The 15481-nt window shown below is 68.8% G+C and carries 13 protein-coding genes and 3 pseudogenes; 11 read left to right on the forward strand and 5 right to left on the reverse strand.

The annotated features are described in order from the left end of the window. The first annotated feature begins 99 nt into the window (after positions 1 to 99). A complete protein-coding gene (locus QT196_RS39225) occupies positions 100 to 375 on the forward strand; it encodes a hypothetical protein (protein WP_290356963.1) in 276 nt (91 codons plus the stop codon). Here the strand turns inward: QT196_RS39225 and QT196_RS39230 are convergent. Further along, entirely contained in the window at positions 339 to 2144 is a 1806-nt protein-coding gene (locus QT196_RS39230) for a zeta toxin family protein (protein ID WP_290356964.1), read from the reverse strand. The genes QT196_RS39225 and QT196_RS39230 overlap by 37 nt on opposite strands. A gap of 135 nt (positions 2145 to 2279) precedes the next feature. Between QT196_RS39230 and QT196_RS39235 the strand changes: the two genes are divergently transcribed. The 5 genes and pseudogenes from QT196_RS39235 to QT196_RS39255 all read left to right on the forward strand — a co-directional run. Next, the gene (locus tag QT196_RS39235) at positions 2280 to 4406 is read left to right on the forward strand and encodes a helix-turn-helix domain-containing protein (protein WP_290356965.1); all 2127 of its coding nucleotides are present in this window, start codon (positions 2280 to 2282) and stop codon (positions 4404 to 4406) included. Positions 4407 to 4409: 3 nt separating this feature from the next. Beyond that, positions 4410 to 4967 carry an XRE family transcriptional regulator gene (locus tag QT196_RS39240; RefSeq protein WP_290356966.1) on the forward strand — a complete coding sequence of 186 codons (558 nt, stop codon included), beginning with the start codon at positions 4410 to 4412 and terminating at the stop codon, positions 4965 to 4967. 62 nt (positions 4968 to 5029) lie between these two features. Continuing rightward, the gene (locus tag QT196_RS39245) at positions 5030 to 5428 is read left to right on the forward strand and encodes a hypothetical protein (RefSeq protein ID WP_290356967.1); all 399 of its coding nucleotides are present in this window, start codon (positions 5030 to 5032) and stop codon (positions 5426 to 5428) included. A gap of 976 nt (positions 5429 to 6404) precedes the next feature. After that, on the forward strand, positions 6405 to 6629 hold the full coding sequence (locus QT196_RS39250; protein ID WP_290356968.1) for a hypothetical protein: 225 nt from the start codon (positions 6405 to 6407) through the stop codon (positions 6627 to 6629). 547 nt (positions 6630 to 7176) lie between these two features. Next, positions 7177 to 7775, forward strand: a pseudogene (locus QT196_RS39255) (IS5 family transposase); the annotation flags it as partial. Positions 7776 to 7796: 21 nt separating this feature from the next. Here the strand turns inward: QT196_RS39255 and QT196_RS39260 are convergent. Beyond that, positions 7797 to 9038, reverse strand: a complete 1242-nt coding sequence (locus QT196_RS39260) for an IS110 family transposase (protein ID WP_290356969.1) — start codon at positions 9036 to 9038, stop codon at positions 7797 to 7799. A gap of 345 nt (positions 9039 to 9383) precedes the next feature. Here QT196_RS39260 and QT196_RS39265 point away from each other — a divergent pair. After that, positions 9384 to 9659, forward strand: a pseudogene (locus QT196_RS39265) (transposase); the annotation flags it as partial. 50 nt (positions 9660 to 9709) lie between these two features. Further along, entirely contained in the window at positions 9710 to 10009 is a 300-nt protein-coding gene (locus QT196_RS39270) for a hypothetical protein (protein WP_266734613.1), read from the forward strand. Positions 10010 to 10173: 164 nt separating this feature from the next. Here the strand turns inward: QT196_RS39270 and QT196_RS39275 are convergent, their stop codons facing one another. Beyond that, complete coding sequence (locus tag QT196_RS39275) at positions 10174 to 10536, reverse strand: hypothetical protein (protein WP_290356970.1); 363 nt, start codon at positions 10534 to 10536, stop codon at positions 10174 to 10176. A gap of 506 nt (positions 10537 to 11042) precedes the next feature. Between QT196_RS39275 and QT196_RS39280 the strand changes: the two genes are divergently transcribed. From QT196_RS39280 to QT196_RS39290, 3 genes and pseudogenes are all read left to right on the forward strand, one after another. After that, on the forward strand, positions 11043 to 11321 hold the full coding sequence (locus QT196_RS39280; protein WP_290356971.1) for a hypothetical protein: 279 nt from the start codon (positions 11043 to 11045) through the stop codon (positions 11319 to 11321). 128 nt (positions 11322 to 11449) lie between these two features. Next, a pseudogene (locus tag QT196_RS39285) lies at positions 11450 to 11611 on the forward strand (DUF6247 family protein); the annotation flags it as partial. A gap of 242 nt (positions 11612 to 11853) precedes the next feature. Then, complete coding sequence (locus QT196_RS39290; protein ID WP_290356972.1) at positions 11854 to 12639, forward strand: hypothetical protein; 786 nt, start codon at positions 11854 to 11856, stop codon at positions 12637 to 12639. Positions 12640 to 13271: 632 nt separating this feature from the next. Here QT196_RS39290 and QT196_RS39295 read toward each other — a convergent pair. Then, positions 13272 to 13691 carry a helix-turn-helix domain-containing protein gene (locus QT196_RS39295; protein WP_290356973.1) on the reverse strand — a complete coding sequence of 140 codons (420 nt, stop codon included), beginning with the start codon at positions 13689 to 13691 and terminating at the stop codon, positions 13272 to 13274. 50 nt (positions 13692 to 13741) lie between these two features. Further along, entirely contained in the window at positions 13742 to 14389 is a 648-nt protein-coding gene (locus tag QT196_RS39300; protein ID WP_290356974.1) for a hypothetical protein, read from the reverse strand. Positions 14390 to 15481 lie beyond the last annotated feature (1092 nt).

Here is a 15481-nt window from a genome sequence, read left to right on the forward strand (position 1 = left end):
CTTCCCGCCTTTCCCGCTGCACGGCCGGTCAGGCGGCTGTCGTGCTGGTCAGGCCGGTAGGACAATGGCGAGTTCCCTATTCCAAGGAGGGTGGCCGCTGTGTCCGACCCCAACGTCCCTGATTTCTCCGCGCTGGAGGGAGGTGAAGAGCAGCAGGCGTTCGATGCCGTCCGTGCGGTGGTGAGCTGGTACACCGCCCAGATCGCCGCCGAGCACCGGGCGCCGGTGTCCGACGAGGCGCGTATGGAGGAGCTGAAGGCCGCCCGGCAGGCCGCTCTCGATGACCAGGCGCAGCTGGCGACCGCTGATCCGGAGGAGGCGGCCCGCGTCGCGGCCGTCTATGCGGCCCGGCTCAAGGAGCTGACCAAGTCGTAGCCCGAGGTCCGGCGGGGGAGCGGCAGTGGCCACAGCGGCGGGTGCGGCCGGTCGATCCGGGCCGGCTGCAGCCCGGCGGGCATCAGTGGCCGGGCGAGTGCGATGATCTCGTCCAGCTCACGACGGTGCTGCGGCAGTGCCTTGCGTAGCGCCGCGTGCAGGGCGAGGACCTGGGTGGCCTCCTGCTCGGTGTACGGCCGCTGCCGCTCGGCCGCCAGCGCCCACGCCGCTCGCCTTCCACCGCCTTGCTCCTGGCGCAGCAGCGCCTGACCATCCCGGCGGATCACCGTCACGGCCGTGAAGGCCGGATGGGAGACGGCGAGCTCGACCACATCGGGGACTGCGGTGAAGCACCGACCGTGACCGGCCTTCGTGGTGAACCGGGCCGGGATACCGAGCTGCTGGGCGCGAGCGTAGCGCAGCGCGGTCGCCAGACGGCTGTCAGTCTCCCGGACGGCCACGACCACGAGTTCAACGGGGTAGCCGTCGGTCGCGAACGGCAGCGCGCTGGACAGGAATTCCTCCGCGCTGCCGGGCGCGGCCTCGAGCAGCGCGTCGCCGCGCCGGGCGCGCACAGTTGCCTCAGCCCTGGCGTACCAGGCGCGATAGTCGGCGCGGATCGCCGCGCCGGCACCGCGCGGAGCGTCCGTGAGCAGCTGCGGGTAGTCGGGGTGGGCGGCTTTGAAGTCGTCGCCGACCAGCCGCGTCGTCCCCGGCCGCATCGCCCGTCGCACCATGGTGGCGAGCGCGGTCTTGTTGGCTCCGGGCTGCCCGACCACGTACACCGCTCGCGGGTCCGTCCGGGGCACGATGCCGCCAAGGAGTGACGGCGCGATCAGCTCGTCGTAGATCCACTGGTGCTCCGCTTGGGACAGCCGGTGATAGTCGACACCGGGCGGCTCCCTCCTGGGCTGCGCAAGGCGGCGGACCGGTTCGGCCAGCGCGGCGGCGCGCTCGGCATCCCGCTGTACGGCCAGGCGCCGGTCCTCACAGTCGACTTCGCGGTGCAGACGCTGGTCGGTGCGCGCCAGGTTCCGGCGGAAGACGGCCGTCTCCTTGGCGGTCCACGGTCGGCCCCTGTCGTAGGCCACTGCATGGTCGGCTGCGGGCTGCCGTCGCCATGACCCGTCGATGAGCTCGTTGTCGTAGAGGACGGTGCCGTCCCGCCGGACGACGGTGATGCGGTCGGCCAGCTGCTCGGCCTCAATGACCGTCAGAGTGTGCAGCATCTCTTTCGCGCAGGTGTCGTGGTTCGTCCACGACACATAACGGTGTTCCGTCAGGAAGCGGTCCAGGATCCCGAGCTGGCTCCAGGCTTCCGCGGTGGCTACCGCCACCAACTCAACCCGGTAGCGGGATCGTCGGTAGGCGACCGCCGAGGCGCGGAACTCGTCAGCATCGGCGAGCGCGGATTCGGCCACCGCGTCGAACCCGCAGGATCGGACGTGCTCTTCAACGGCGGCCTGCCAGCGCCGCGTATCGGGCCGGACCTGGGCTCCTGCCGTGCGGACGTCAGCGGCAAGCAGCTCGGTGTAGCGCCGATGCGCGGCCTTGTAGAGGTCGCGGCAGACGCGCACGGCTCCGCCGCGCCGGCCCAGTGCGGCCTGGACGAGATCCGCGATCTCGGTCTTTCCGGCACCCGGCTGGCCTCCGACGATGACGACAACCGGCCGGTCCTGGCGCACAGCTCCCTTGGTGGCCGCCGGAAGGATCACCTGATGCAACACGTCGCGGCTCTCCTGTTCGGACAGCGAGTCCGGCACCGTCACTGTCCCCTCCTGGTGGTCTCTGTGCCGCTCCGCGCGACGGCAAGATCACTCTACCAGAATTCTCCGATCGGGTTAAAGAATCAGGTTAAATCCAAAGGCAAGTGCTGCTAGTGTTCAGGGTGGAGGTAGACACACATGGCAACTGAGGAAGAGCTGTTCGCATCGGTGGACGCCCTGCTGGAGGAGGAGCCGCAGCTCCCGCCCCCGGCGGAGCGGGCCCGGCTGCGTGAAGCCGCCGGCATCACCCAGGCCCGCCTCGCAGTCGCACTGAAGACGTCGACGCAGAGCATCAAGAACTGGGAGAACGGCCGGAGCGAGCCGAAGGAGCCGCGCCTGACGGCATACCAGCGGCTGCTGAACGGCTGGGCCGCGAAGCACCCCGCACACGGCGGCGCCCCCGCCGCTGCGCCCGCCCCGGCCGCCGCGCCCCACCCGGAGCCGGTCCCGGACACATTCACCGGCCCGACCGCACCCGAGGCGGAGACGGCCCCGGTGAAGGCGACCGCCGCCCCGGTCACGCCGGAGCGACCGGCCACCCGCCGCCCGGCGACGTCGTCACGCCGGCCAACCGCGAGGAAGGCCGCCAAGCCCGCCGTCGACCCGCGCTTCCCGCACGGTCCGCTCGCCGTCCTGGACGGCGACGGCTCTGCGTACGGCGTGGACGGCATCGTGCTCGACTGCCCGGTCACGACGGTGCCGGAGCTGGTCGAGTGGACCCTCAAGGAGTCCGGCCTCGGTGCCGCGAAGCTCAACCGCTACGGCAAGGACAGCGACCCGCTGATCGTGCTCACGGCGGCGGCCGCGGTGAAGCTGGGGCTGCCGGAGCACCTGGAGGGCCACGAGCAGCGCCGTTCCCTGCGCCTGCCCGAGGACCACCCGGTCGTCAAGCAGGTGGCGAAGGCGAAGTGGCAGCTCACCCAGCGAGGTTTCGGCCCGTGGGCACGCATCTACCGCAAGGCCCAGGGGCGCGAGCGGCAGTGCGTGCAGCTCGCGATCCTGTCGTGGGACGCCCTCGATGAGCGCTCCTGGCCCGGCGTCGCGGACATGGAGCCGGCCGACATCGCCCGCGTCCTCGGTGTCTACGCCCAGCGGGTAATCACCCCGCGCGGTTCCACCGCCGTCTCCGGCCTGGAGCTGATGACGGCGCTGCGCCCGCCCACGAAGGCCGTGCAGGACCCGGAGACCGGGAACTGGGTGTCCGGCTACAACTCCGGCTCGCTGGGCACGGAGCCGATGGACCCCGCGCCGCCGGAGGCCACCGCCGAACACCCCGTCGTCGTGCAGTCAGGCTGGACCGGCGGCTTCCTCAACGAAGAGGCATACCAGTGGGTGCGGTCAGTGGACACGCTCACCGATGAGGAGTGCATGCTGCCCTACGCGGTCGGCCTGGACCTCAACACCGCCTTCCTCGCCGCCGCGGCCCGCCTCGTCGTCGGCCTGTCCGCCCCGGACCACTTCCACGCACCGAAGTTCAACCCGAAGATCCCCGGGAGCTGGCTGGTTGACCTGCGCCACATCGAGCTGGACCCGCGCCTGCCCTCGCCGTTCACCCCGGACGGCAGCCGGCCGACGGGCCCGGCCTGGTACCAGACGCACACCGTCGCCTACGCCCAGGAGCTCGGCTACGACGTGCACCCGATCGAGGCGTACCTGCGCCGCGAGACCGGCGCCTACCTCGACCCGTGGCACGACCGGCTCAAGACGGCGTACGTCGACACCCTCGCTGACCTCGGCGTCACCCGGGACCTGGACGACCGCGCCTTCCTCGCCGCGATGGAACAGCACAAGCAGGTCGACCCCGCCCTGGCCGCCGTCCTCTCGGCCATCAAGGCCACGGTCAAGGGCGGTGTCGGCAAGCTCAGGGAGCGCCCGCAGGGCAGGCACTACAAGGAGGGGGAGCGGTGGCCGGCCCTGGAGCGGCCGACCTGGCGGCCCGACGTCCGGGCCGCCGTCATCAGCAAGGCCCGGGTCAACATGCACCGCAAGCTGCTGAACATGTCCCGGATGACGGGCCTGTTCCCGCTCGCCGTGCTGTCCGACTGCGTCGTCTACCCCTCGCCGGGTGAGAGCCCGCTGGACTTCCTGCCGTACGCCGCCAGTGGCAAGCCGCAGCCCGGCGGGTTCCGCCTCGGGCCCACGCCCGGCTTGGCAAAGCTGGAGGGCGTCCAGTCGATGCTGTGGGCGGTCGACCTGATGGAGAAGGACCTCAACCCGGCCCGCCACATCAAGGGCGGCGACGCCGTCCTGGACGAAGGGGAGTAACCGATGGGGGAGATCGAGGACGCCATCGAGCGGGCCGACCGGGAGGCGTTCACCCGGGAGCCGCCCAAGACGCTCCAGGCCCGGATCAACTTCCTGATGGGGAAGCTCAAGACGACCAAGGCCGTAGCCCAGGAACTCGGGGTCACCCAACGGTCGGTGGAGCGCTACCGCAAGGGCGAGCGCAAGACCCCGCCGAAGGACATCGCCGCGAAGATCGACGCGGCCGTGCGGCAGCGCTGGCAGCCGCAGGTCCGCAAGCGCCGCCGCAAGCAGGCCGCCGCCGCGACCGGAATCACGGTGGAGACCCGGGCCCGGTTCGGCTACACCGCACCGATCGGCACCACCGACGACGGACGATTCCGGCGACTCACCGTGCACCTCCCCGCGACGTACGCGCAGCGCCTGTTCGACGCCCGCGACGCCGGGGCAAGCGACCAGGAGATGCGTGGCATCATCGCCGAAGGGTTTAAGGACGTCTATTTCCAAGACGGCGGGGGCCGCGCTATGGGACTCTCGGACGTCGCTATCAACGACATCGACTACATGGATTTCGACTTCTAAAAAGAGAAAAACGTGACCACTGAATTCACCTGGCTCGTGAACCGAGGCACGATAGTTGTCACATGGGCAGGCTTGTTGTCACCAGGGCTGGACGCCGTGCATCGGCAGCTGCGATGAACGGCAAGGGCGTAGTCCATTTACTCGAGCCTGATCAGCGCAGATCAGCGCGAACGGCGAGCGTGCTCCTTGGTGTGCTGCCTCACCTTGGGGTGTCCCAAGACGCGTACATCTCCGCCCTGTACTGGGCACACACCGACGGCGGTTGGCTCTCCGTCCTGCTGATGAGCCGCCACGACCATGAAATGGCCGATGATCCAGCCTTCCGCGAGACGGTGGGAGCGCTTGCTGCGTCCGGGCTTCGGTGCAGCTTCGCGCGCATACTGAATCTCGCCGAAGAGTGTCATGAGACAGGCACCCCGTCAGAATGGATGGCCCTGAGCGAAGCGTCCCCCGAGGAGTGACAAGTAGCTTGCCTCGTCGGTGACAACTACGGCGCCTCGCTCGCGGGAATCCGCAGTGCGGCGCATCCCGGTAGTGACAACTACCGTGCCTCGGCACAGCTCGGATAGCCACCTGTGACAACGCCCCGACCCCGGCATTGCAGCTGCCGGGGTCGGGGCGATTCGCATCGTAGCCAGGGCTGTATCCAGCGGTAGTTACCTGGGCGGCAACGCGTATCCGCGCGAAGTAGTCACCAGGTGCCGGGAATGAGTGGCGCGGGTGAAACCACGAAGGCACAGCGCCTGCATGCACTCAGGTGTGGGTGGCAACCGGGCAGGGGAGAACCTAACGGCGCCTGTCATGCGGCGAGTTGGCCGTGAAGGCAGGGGAGTCCGAGTGAAGGGTGACGACGTGCCGAGACGCGATTTGGCCCCAACGAAGCTGGTCGTTTGCCCCAAGTGCGGTGTACCGACGAAGGCGAGCCTGCGTAACGGTCACCTCTACGAGCACTCGGCGCCGGATCACCCCGGCATTTGCCCGAAATCCGGCCAAGTGGTTGTGACCGGCAAAGAGCTGACGAACAGCTACGAGTGCGCTTGCGGCACCTGGGCCCGGATCACCCACAAGGACACTCTCGCCCAGCACCTCATGCCGGAGGGGGAGCGCTGCCCGCTGTCCGGAGAGCCGATAAGGACTCCAGCCCCTCCCCGCCCCGTCGTGAATGGGCTGCTGCGCATGGTGCCGACCGCGCCGGCCCAAGGGTGGCGGGCGGAGTCGGTCCCCAGCAGCCGCGGTTCCAGCGTGTACGCGATCCCAGCCGGCCTGCCCGGCCACGGCCGAAGGCGCCGCTGACCACCTACTGGCCGCCACCCCACCCGTTTCGCGCCCCGGCCTGGTGTCACGTACTTGGTGTCACGTCAGGCCCAGCCTGTGAGATCTGTAAGGCTCACAGGGCGTTTCCCCAGGTGGGCGAGGTGCGGTGTGAGGGTGTGAGGTGTGAGGCGAGGGCCTGCGGCGACGGGGTTGTCGCTGCTCCTGGTCGTACTGATCGACGTGGCGTGCAGCGGGTTGCTGCTCGGTGAGCTCCGGTGGGTGGTGGCCGTCGTCGGTGGGGTGCTGCTCGTGGTCCCGGTGGTGGTTGTCGGGTTGCAGCTCGGTGGTGTCGTGGGTGCAGCGCAGCATTTGCATGGGCCAGGCGGCAGACGGGTGCTGCACGGGTAGCAGGCCGGCCCCGGCCGGTGCAGCACGGCCAGCTGCTGCACGCGCTCGGGCCGCGCTGCTCATGGCCGACGCCTGCTGCTCCAGGGCCCGGAAAAGAACGCCGATAAGACCGCGATCACCAAGAGGGCGGTCATCGCGTACGAGGACCAGAAAGCCGCGCGCCGTGCCCGATAGCCCCACCCCGGCAACCGGCAGCGTGACCGAGGACATCGAAGACCTCAAAGCCCAAGTCCGTGCCCTGTCCACAGACTCTGCTGCCCAATTCACCATGGGGGTGAGGCCCATCGGCGACCTGGCCCTGGAAACATGAACTCGCGGCCGCATTTCCCCGCCTGGCCGCACTGCCCCGCCCCGCCACCTGACCCGCCGTCCCCGCCCACCTCGACTCAAGGACCTTGGAGAACCTGACCCCGCCTCGGGCCCCCACCATGCCCACCGGCCGACACGGCCTCAAACAACCTCAATCAGCCGTCCAGCAGACCCAACCGAAACGGCGAGGCTAGGGTCTGTTGCGAAAGTGGATCTTGGTCGTGAATGATCACGCGTCGTGGGACGTGGTGATCTGACGAATGGCCAATGGGCCCGGCTGGAGCCGTTGCTGCCGCAGGGCGTCAAGCCGGGCCGTCCGCCGTCGTGGACCCGGCGGCAGCTGATAGACGGCATACGGTGGCGGACCCGGACTGGTGCCCCATGGCGGGATGTGCCGGAACGGTACGGGCCGTGGGATCGGGTCTATGACCTGTTCCGGCGGTGGCAGCGCGACGGCACCTGGGCCCGGATCGTCACACAACTCCAAGCCCAGGCCGACGCGAAGGGTCTGATCACCTGGGACGTGAGTGTCGACTCGACCGTCTGCCGGGCCCACCAGCACGCTGCCGGGGCGGCGAAAAGGGGGATCTCCAGAAAGAGCCGTCCGGCGGGATCGCCATCGAGCCGGCCGACCATGGGCTCGGACGCTCCCGGGGCGGCCTGACCACCAAGATCCACCTCGCGGTCGAGCAGGGGCAGAAGCCCCTGTCCGTCGTGATCACGGCCGGGCAGCGGGGTGATTCCCCGCAGTTCGAGCCGGTCCTGGAAGCGATCCGAGTTCCCCGGAGTGGACTCGGGCGCCCACACAAGCGCCCAGACCGAGTCCGCGCGGACAAGACACCCCATGCAGCTATCGGGTCAAGCAGCTGCTGCGAGCGGGGGCAGCGCCGGAGGGGCGAAGGCGATCGCTTCGTCGAACTTCTGGCGGGTCGTCAAGCAGTGGTGGAGCTGTCCGAGCATGCGGTTGAACAGGCGGCGGAGGGCGGCGTGGTAGCGATCGCCGGTGTCTCGTCGGCGGTTGTAGTGAGCATGGGCTCCGGGTGAGGCGGTGAGCGCGGCGAACGCCCAGTGCCGACCGGTCTCGGCCAGGCGACTGTTCTTGATCCGGCGATGGCTGACACGGCGGCTCTTGCCGGATTCACGGGTCACCGGGGCGCTACCGGCGTAAGCCTTCAGGTCGCGGGCGGTGTCGAACCTGGTGCGGTCGTCACCGATCTCGGCGAGTATCCGAGCGCCGGTGAGCACGGCAAGACCGGGAAAGCTCGTGATGATCTCCGCGTCGGGATGCTGAAGAAAGAGCTCTTCGGTGTCACGCGCCAGGTCCTCGCAGGCTCGGCAGGCCGCGTCGAGCTGGGCGAGCAGTGCGAGTGTCTGGCGCCCCATCGCCGTCTCCACCAAGGCCGGTTGGCGAAGCGAGGGCCGGCGCAACACCTCAAGGAGCCGATCGGTCTCGGCCTCGATCCGGCGTTGGCGGCCGGCGCGCGTGACGGCAGCCCTCAGCCGGCTGCGGGTGAGGCGGACGGCCTCGGCCGGAGTGGGCGCGATCGCCAGGATCGCGCGGGCCTCACGCGCCAGCAGCCGCTCCCGCTTGTCTGCGAACGCCTCAAGAATCGCGGGGTAGTACTCACGCAGGTGCGACCGGAGCCGGTTGTGGGCTCGGGTGCGGTCCCAGACCGCATCCTGCTGGGCTCTGGCAAGGACGGCAATCGCCCTGGCCAGGTCGGAGTCCTCCGGCAGCGGTCGGTGCTGCCCGGCGTCGGTCCGCAGGATGTTCGCCAGGACAAGTGCGTCCTGGTGGTCGGACTTCTTGCGGGAGACGACATGGCGGTCGCGGTAGCGGGCGACAGCCATCGGATTGATGGCGTAGACCCGGCGGCCGGAGGCCCGCAGGCAGGCCACCAGGAGTCCGCGGGAGGTCTCGATCGCGATCGGGATCGGATCGTCCGGGCTGTCGCCGTTCTCGGCGAGCAGTCGCAGCAGGTCCTGGAAGCCCGCCGCGTCGTCGCTGATCCTGAGCTTTCCGAGCATTCGGGCGTCGGAGTCGACCACTGCCACGTCGTGGTGGTCCTCCGCCCAGTCAATTCCGCAGGTCACGTGCATCACGTGCTCCCTTCGAGCCTTCGCTGTCCCTCGGCGTCGAGCCGAGGCGGGACCACCCGGCGACCTAATAGAAGCGCTCGCTGGCGCACCACCCCATCAGCCGTCCGTGGCCCCAGCTGAGCCCAGGGTCCTCGCTCTCGTGAAGAGCTCCACGGCTCCGGCTGTTCGGGAGGTGGTCCTGGGAACGGCTCGAACCGCGGCACGGTATGCCGACCGAATTCGACACGGCAGGGGCCGCGTATGCGTCCCTCTTGTCGAAGCGCTCCCAGGCGCTGCGTACAGACCAGACGTCTCACCCGGCCCCTGCCAGGACTGGCCTAACAGCCAACCCACGGCGCCTATTAGGCGTACGACTCCCGAAAGAACCGCTCCTACCTGCGGCGACGCGGGATCAAGGCCACGATCCCGGTTCCGGCGGACCGGGTCCGCAACCGGCAGAACCTCGGCTTCAAGGGTGGCCGGCCGCCCAAGTTCGACAAGACCGACTACCGCAAGCGGCATGCAGTCGAGTGCGGGATCAACCGCCTCAAGCGCCACCGAGCCGTGGCGACTCGATACGACAAACTCGCCGTGCGCTACGAAGCGACCGTGCTGATCGCAGCCATCAACGAGTGGCTCTGACGTCCGTAAACGCTTCGGCGGCACCAACGGTCGAGCACTAACGTGCCCTCATGGGGATCAGCGTTCAGGTTCGGACATTCGCAGGCACGGTCGAAGCCACGTGCGCGCATCCTGCCATCGCTGCCCTGTGCGGACGGGCGGCGAGCCAGAACCTGCCCCTGCTCGGATGCGTCGATCCCTACGACGACACCGTGTTCAACCGGTTGCAGCTCAGGGTCCTCATTCCGGAACTCCGGGCCTTGACGGACGGCTCAGCCGCCGAGGAAGCCGAGGCGGTGCACGAAATCCTCGCTCTGACTGCTCAAGTCGAGCGCAGGGCTCACCGATACCTCGTCTTCAACGGCGACTGACGACGCCACTTTCACAACAGGCCCTAGTGCGTCGCCCTCTGCCCTGGCGGTCGGCGGGCCCGTGACACGGATGTGGCACCGTGTCACCCACTACTGGCGATCATGAGGACTCGCCAGCCTCCTGACAGGACCCCGGCCGTGATGGAGACCGTGAGCCGACGCGCTCATCGGGTCATGACGACGCCCGTCCAAGTGTCGAACAGGTTGCCGCCCAGTGTGTATGCCTGTAGACGGGAATAAGTCCATCCGGGAGTAAGGGTGATTTGGGCCGGGTCCGCATTCGCGAGCTCACCACTGGCGAGTGTTCCGTCCGAGCCGCACGACTGGAATCGCACCCTCATCCGCGGGCCGTCGTCCTTCACGATCGTGGCCGTGCCAACCGCTATACAACCGGTGGCGTTTATCCAGGAGCCCCGCTTGAGGCCCGCGTTGTCGATCTGCAGGTTCGCGGCGTTCGCTGGAGTCGAGGCCAGTGTCACCACGGCGGCAGCTGCGGGAAGCACAGCCCACCATCTTCTTCTGTTCATAGTTCCTCCTGAACTGATGTGGCGTACCGTCTCCCAGTTTCACGTCTGTCGCGCGGAGCGCGACAGACGTATCAGCGCCAACACGACCGACCCGGCCAAACGGGGCATTCAGGATGAACCTGGAAGTAAGGTCACCTCTTTGTTCGTCCCTGCTCCAAAATTTTCCGTGCCCAAGCCTAGGGCTGCCGGGCCGGATTGCATGGAATTCTTTCGTCCACCGGTCCAGGCCGCGTGAAATCTGAGAATGGCTCACCAGGGACGTGACAACGACGTGTGTCCAATGCTGGTCTTGGACTACAGCTGGATATCTTGCGACAGGGTCCGTGCTGCAATTTCCGCACGCGAGTGATGGTGGCCCTCAGCTCACTGCCGGGCGCCCGTGCCTCCCGAACTGCCCGAGAAGCGCTGCTCGTCATCGACGAGCCAGGCTCCAGGGTGCGTGCTGTGTGAAGGCGTTCCCGGTAGCCTCCGGGCCTGCGCCGGACAGGGAGTCCTCTGGGCTCACCGTGCTGATCTGGCGCTGGACGGACCTCTACGCCCTGCGCACCGGGCTACAGGAGCAGAAGGCCCTCTGGCCGCTGCCCGAAGGGCACCAGATCGTCGAGCTGGAGCCCCTCACCGCGGCCTGGCGCGGCGTCACCCCGGACGGCCACCGACCCCGCCCCATCCCGCCCGGCCGCGCCGACCGGATGTTCTACCTCCTGCAGCAGATCGCGAGCACCGACGAGCCGTTGGCCGGGCCCGTGCCGACGGCGGTGACCCTGCACAGGCCGTGGGGACAGTGACCGTCACCGACGTGGTGCTGGGCCCTGCGGGGCCCAGCACCACGGTGGCGGGGGATCGCCGCATCCCGGCCCCCACCGTTCCTCATCGCGCGTACCGTGGCGGTACGACCCGCCGGGAGGAACAGCCGATGAGCGCGCAGTCCGACCACGCTCCCATCCCGCCGTACGCCCCCGCACCCGGGGCGCCGGCCGAACTCCTCGCCCAGCTGCGCGCCGACCGGCGCGCCGCGCAGTGGGTGCCGGCCTTCGAGCGGGAGTGGACGGCGGCGCTTGAGGAATCCCGCCGGACGCCCTCGGCACGAGTGCGGCGGATGCTGAAGGGCAGATCCCTGCCCCCCTCACAGCGGGGGCCCTCGCATTCGGTCACCTCAAGATCTTCGGCGTCCATCGTTCTCCGAGCCTCGCGCCGGCGTGCTTCTGTCCTGCTCAACGACAGCCAGGCACGGCGGTGGCCGCAGAACCCCCCTCGTCGTGAAGATCACTGGCAAAACGGGACCTGGCCAGGTCCGCCGACGCGGAGGACGATGGAGTCGTGGGCGAGCACGACCGCGACCAGGACGACCTCGCCGAACCGGCACGGCCGGCGCTGACTGCTGCGCAGGCCCGGGAAATGACGGCGGGGCTGCGCGAGGCGGTGGACGACGTCCGGCGCTCCGTGGCGGTCCTGGCCGCCCGGGTCCGCGACGCGCCCGCCGCCCGCGTCTGGGTACCGCTGGGTCACGCCTCGTGGGAGTCGTACTGCCAGGCGGAGTTCGGCATCAGCCGCGCGCAGGCGTACCGGCTGCTGGACGTCTCCCGCGCCCTCACCGCGATCCACGGCGCCGTCGCCGCCAGCACCAAGACGTCTCGCACGCGAGACACCGGCTCGGCCACCCTGGCCGCGCTCGACTACGGCCTGTCCCAGCGCGCCCTGATCGCCGTCTCCGGCCGTGCGGGCGACGTTGTGGAGCTGATCACCCGCCGACTCGCCACGCTTGCCCACAGCGGCCTCCAGGCCCTCGATGAACCGACGGTGCGCGCGGTGGTCCGCCAGGCCGTCCGCGACGCCCGCACCGCTCCGCCCCCACCGCCCGCTGATCCGTCGCCGGATCCCGCGCTCGCTGCGCTGCGCCGTGTCGTCGACGACCTCGCCGCCAGCACCCACGCGATCGGCGAGCTGATGCTCGAAGTCGCGCCGGCCTACCTGTCCGACACCGAGGCCGTCCACGTCCTGGCGCCGCTGTGCGACGCGATCGGCGAGGAACTTGAGCACGGCCTCGCGGCCCGCCGCTACGCGATGTCCGGCGACCGCCGCGCCCTGCTCGGAACCGTCCTGTGACCTCTGCTGCCTGGCTGCTGCTGTGAGCCACACACCCTGTTTTCCCAGGTAGTCGGGGTGCGCGGTGAGGCTGTGAGGTGTGAGAGGAGCCGTCGGCGCGGGCCTGCGGCAGCGGCTTGGCGCTGCTCCTGGTCCTGCTGCTCGCGGTAGTGAGCAGCAGCGCGCTGCTCGGTGGGTTCCGGTGGGTGGTCGTCGTCGCGGTTGTGCTGCTCGCGGCGGTGGTCGCCATCGGAGGGCGGCTGGGGGGTGTCGTGGGTGCAGCGCAGCGTTTGCACGGGCCAGGCGGCACACGGCTGCTGCACGGATAGCAGCCTCGCCGCGCAGCCGGTTGTTCTAGAGGACCAGAACAACACGGTTCCCCTAGTGATACCGACCAGCCGAGTGGAGCACTGCTGACCTGCGGTTTCCCCTGGAGGGGAACGATGTACGCCTTCATGCGCCGATCGTCGCGGCGCTTGTTCTGGAGAACCAGAACAAGACGGTACCCCTGGTGATACCGTCCCGGCCGCGCCGCGCACTGCTGACCTGCTGTTTCCCCTCCAGGGGAACGCCATCCGCGTGAAGGGCAATGCGAACGGCGCCGCACCCCAGTGTGCGGCGCCGTAGCGTCGGGAAGGGCCCTGTACGGCCGCTCAGGCGCTTTGCGCGAGGTTGGCGACCTGGGCGGCGAATCGGGTCCGGCGCTGCTCGGTGAAGTCCTCTGCGGGCGTCGTGTTGATCTCGGGCACCGCCATCGCGGGGCCGGCGACCCGGCCGCCCGTGAGGACGGGGTGGAGCTGGTAGCAGCCGCGGCGCAGGAGCCAGGCGAGGCCGGCCTCCCTCAGCTCCTTGAAGCCGCGGTTCACCGCGGGCTTCCCGGCTCCGAGTTCGGCAGCCATCTCGGCCTGGCTGATGTCGACGGCGCCGTTGTCCGGGTCCTGGAGGGCCAGGAGCACATCGAGCACGCGCCGGGCGGTCAGAGAGATGTCCACGAGGGCGAGCATCCGCAGGGCGTCACGGGTGAGCACGATCGGCTCGTCGGACGGGGGGCCAGGTACGTAAGTGGTGCTCACGAGGGCCTCCTGGTCAATGTCGTCTGGCTCTGAGGATATGCCTGCCCGCGTCACGCGCTCGCCTTCCGTGCGGGCAGCCGGCGCCGCGGAAGCGCCACGACCTTCTCGCGACGGCGCACGGCCTCGGCCTCTTTCTTCGCCTTCGCCCGCTCCGCGCGCCACTCGGCGGGGTACTCCGGGGCCGGGATGACGCAGGTGGGGCCCTTTGCGGCGTTCCACTCCTTCTGCCACTTCTCCTGCTCAGCAGAGGTGCCGGCCACCGTGAGCCAGGGGTTCAGCTGGAGCACGCCGGGCTTCGCGGTCCGCATCCACCCGATGTGGTGGAAGAACTGCGACGGCTCGCTCACCGAGGCCGCAGACAGCGAGCACAGCTTCTGAAGATCGCGCTGATTGATCCGGACGTACCCGCGCGGCGCCTTCGACCGGTCCACACCGTGGTAGCTCGGGTCCTGGGCGGCCACGAGCTTGCACCACACCTGGAACCAGCTGCCCGGCATTTTGAGGCTCCCCAGCACATCCATCAGCAGCCGAGCATCCAGGACGTACCCGGTCACCTGCGCGCTGACCGCGAACTCCCGGCCCTGGATCTTCTCGACACTGACGACCATGCCGCCCTTGCCGTCCGACCGAGCGACAACGCGCTGGCCGGGCCGAACGATCGGCAGCTGCTCCATCAGCAGGTCCTCCAGGAAGATCATCGAGTGTGGGCCGAACGGTATCACTAGGGGAACCGTCTTGTTTCAGAGGACCAGAACAAACCCCGGCCCCGCGAGCCGCTCTGCTCCGGTGACCCGCACCTCGTTTGTTCTGAGGATCTAGAACAAAGCACCACCCCTTTGTTCTGGAGATCTAGAACAAACGGTTCGGCATTCCCGCAGGTCAGAGCCGTTTTCGTTCGCGGGCACTCTTAGGTTTCTGTAGAACAACCCCCACCGGGGCTCCGCTGCTCCATCACGTCGCTACGCGGCAGGCAGCTGAGGCACGCACCGGGCGTGTCATGGCTGCCTACGAGCCCACAACGGGCCTCTGGCGACGGCTGAACCGGCTTCGTCTGCGCCTCCGCGGATCCAGTGCGGACCGTATGTGGCACCAGCAGCGGAAACAAGGAGGCATGGTGCTTGCCGGTGGGGGATCGCCTGGCCGGACCTGGGGTTGTTGTCCGGTGGGGGCCGAGGCCGGCCGGACGGCTCCCGTACCTCCGCACGCTGAATTGCGACATTCCCAATTCGGAGCCTCCGTTCTATGGCTGAGCAATTCCACTCCACGCAATTCTCAATTCCACCGCTACTTTTCCCTCCGGAGTGGGGTGGTACTTGCCCGGTCCCAAACACTACACAGTGCGACACCGTGATGCATCACCCGTGCGGCGCGTTCACTCTGGCCGGTGACGCATCGGCAGTTCTCGCCCCATCGCGACCGGTTGGAGTGTATGCTCCTGGGGTGTTTCTGGGGTTCATCGTGCGGCTTTCTTGCAGTAGGGAAGGGGTTCGGGTGGAGCGCAGCGGAGCCCGTCACTGCACTGGGGCCGACACCCGCTGGACCGGATGACCCGTCACCTCCGTTGCGGAGGTGCTGTCTAGTATTCCCAGTCGCTACACAGTCCCGCGCGCGATGCACCTCCTCTCGTAGGCAGCTTCAGGAGTCCCGCTTGCGGGACTCCCTCAATTCGCGCTTGCGGGAATTGAGGCTCGTTCAGAATTCCGCTTGCGGAATTCAATTCCCTCGCTTGCGAGGGAATTTGACGGAGCGTAAGCGGAGTCGTTTCACTCCTCCGCGCGCCAGCGCGGAGG

This window comes from Streptomyces sp. P9-2B-2 (genome assembly GCF_030406865.1).
GTDB lineage: Bacteria > Actinomycetota > Actinomycetes > Streptomycetales > Streptomycetaceae > Streptomyces > Streptomyces platensis.

Excerpts from the sequence above, each read along its gene's own strand:
- QT196_RS39245 (WP_290356967.1), top strand. The coding sequence starts at position 5,030 with ATGGGCAGGCTTGTTGTCACCAGGGCTGGACGCCGTGCATCGGCAGCT.
- QT196_RS39260 (WP_290356969.1), bottom strand. The coding sequence starts at position 9,038 with ATGCACGTGACCTGCGGAATTGACTGGGCGGAGGACCACCACGACGTG.
- QT196_RS39270 (WP_266734613.1), top strand. The coding sequence starts at position 9,710 with ATGGGGATCAGCGTTCAGGTTCGGACATTCGCAGGCACGGTCGAAGCC.
- QT196_RS39240 (WP_290356966.1), top strand. The coding sequence starts at position 4,410 with ATGGGGGAGATCGAGGACGCCATCGAGCGGGCCGACCGGGAGGCGTTC.
- QT196_RS39275 (WP_290356970.1), bottom strand. The coding sequence starts at position 10,536 with ATGAACAGAAGAAGATGGTGGGCTGTGCTTCCCGCAGCTGCCGCCGTG.
- QT196_RS39235 (WP_290356965.1), top strand. The coding sequence starts at position 2,280 with ATGGCAACTGAGGAAGAGCTGTTCGCATCGGTGGACGCCCTGCTGGAG.
- QT196_RS39300 (WP_290356974.1), bottom strand. The coding sequence starts at position 14,389 with ATGATCTTCCTGGAGGACCTGCTGATGGAGCAGCTGCCGATCGTTCGG.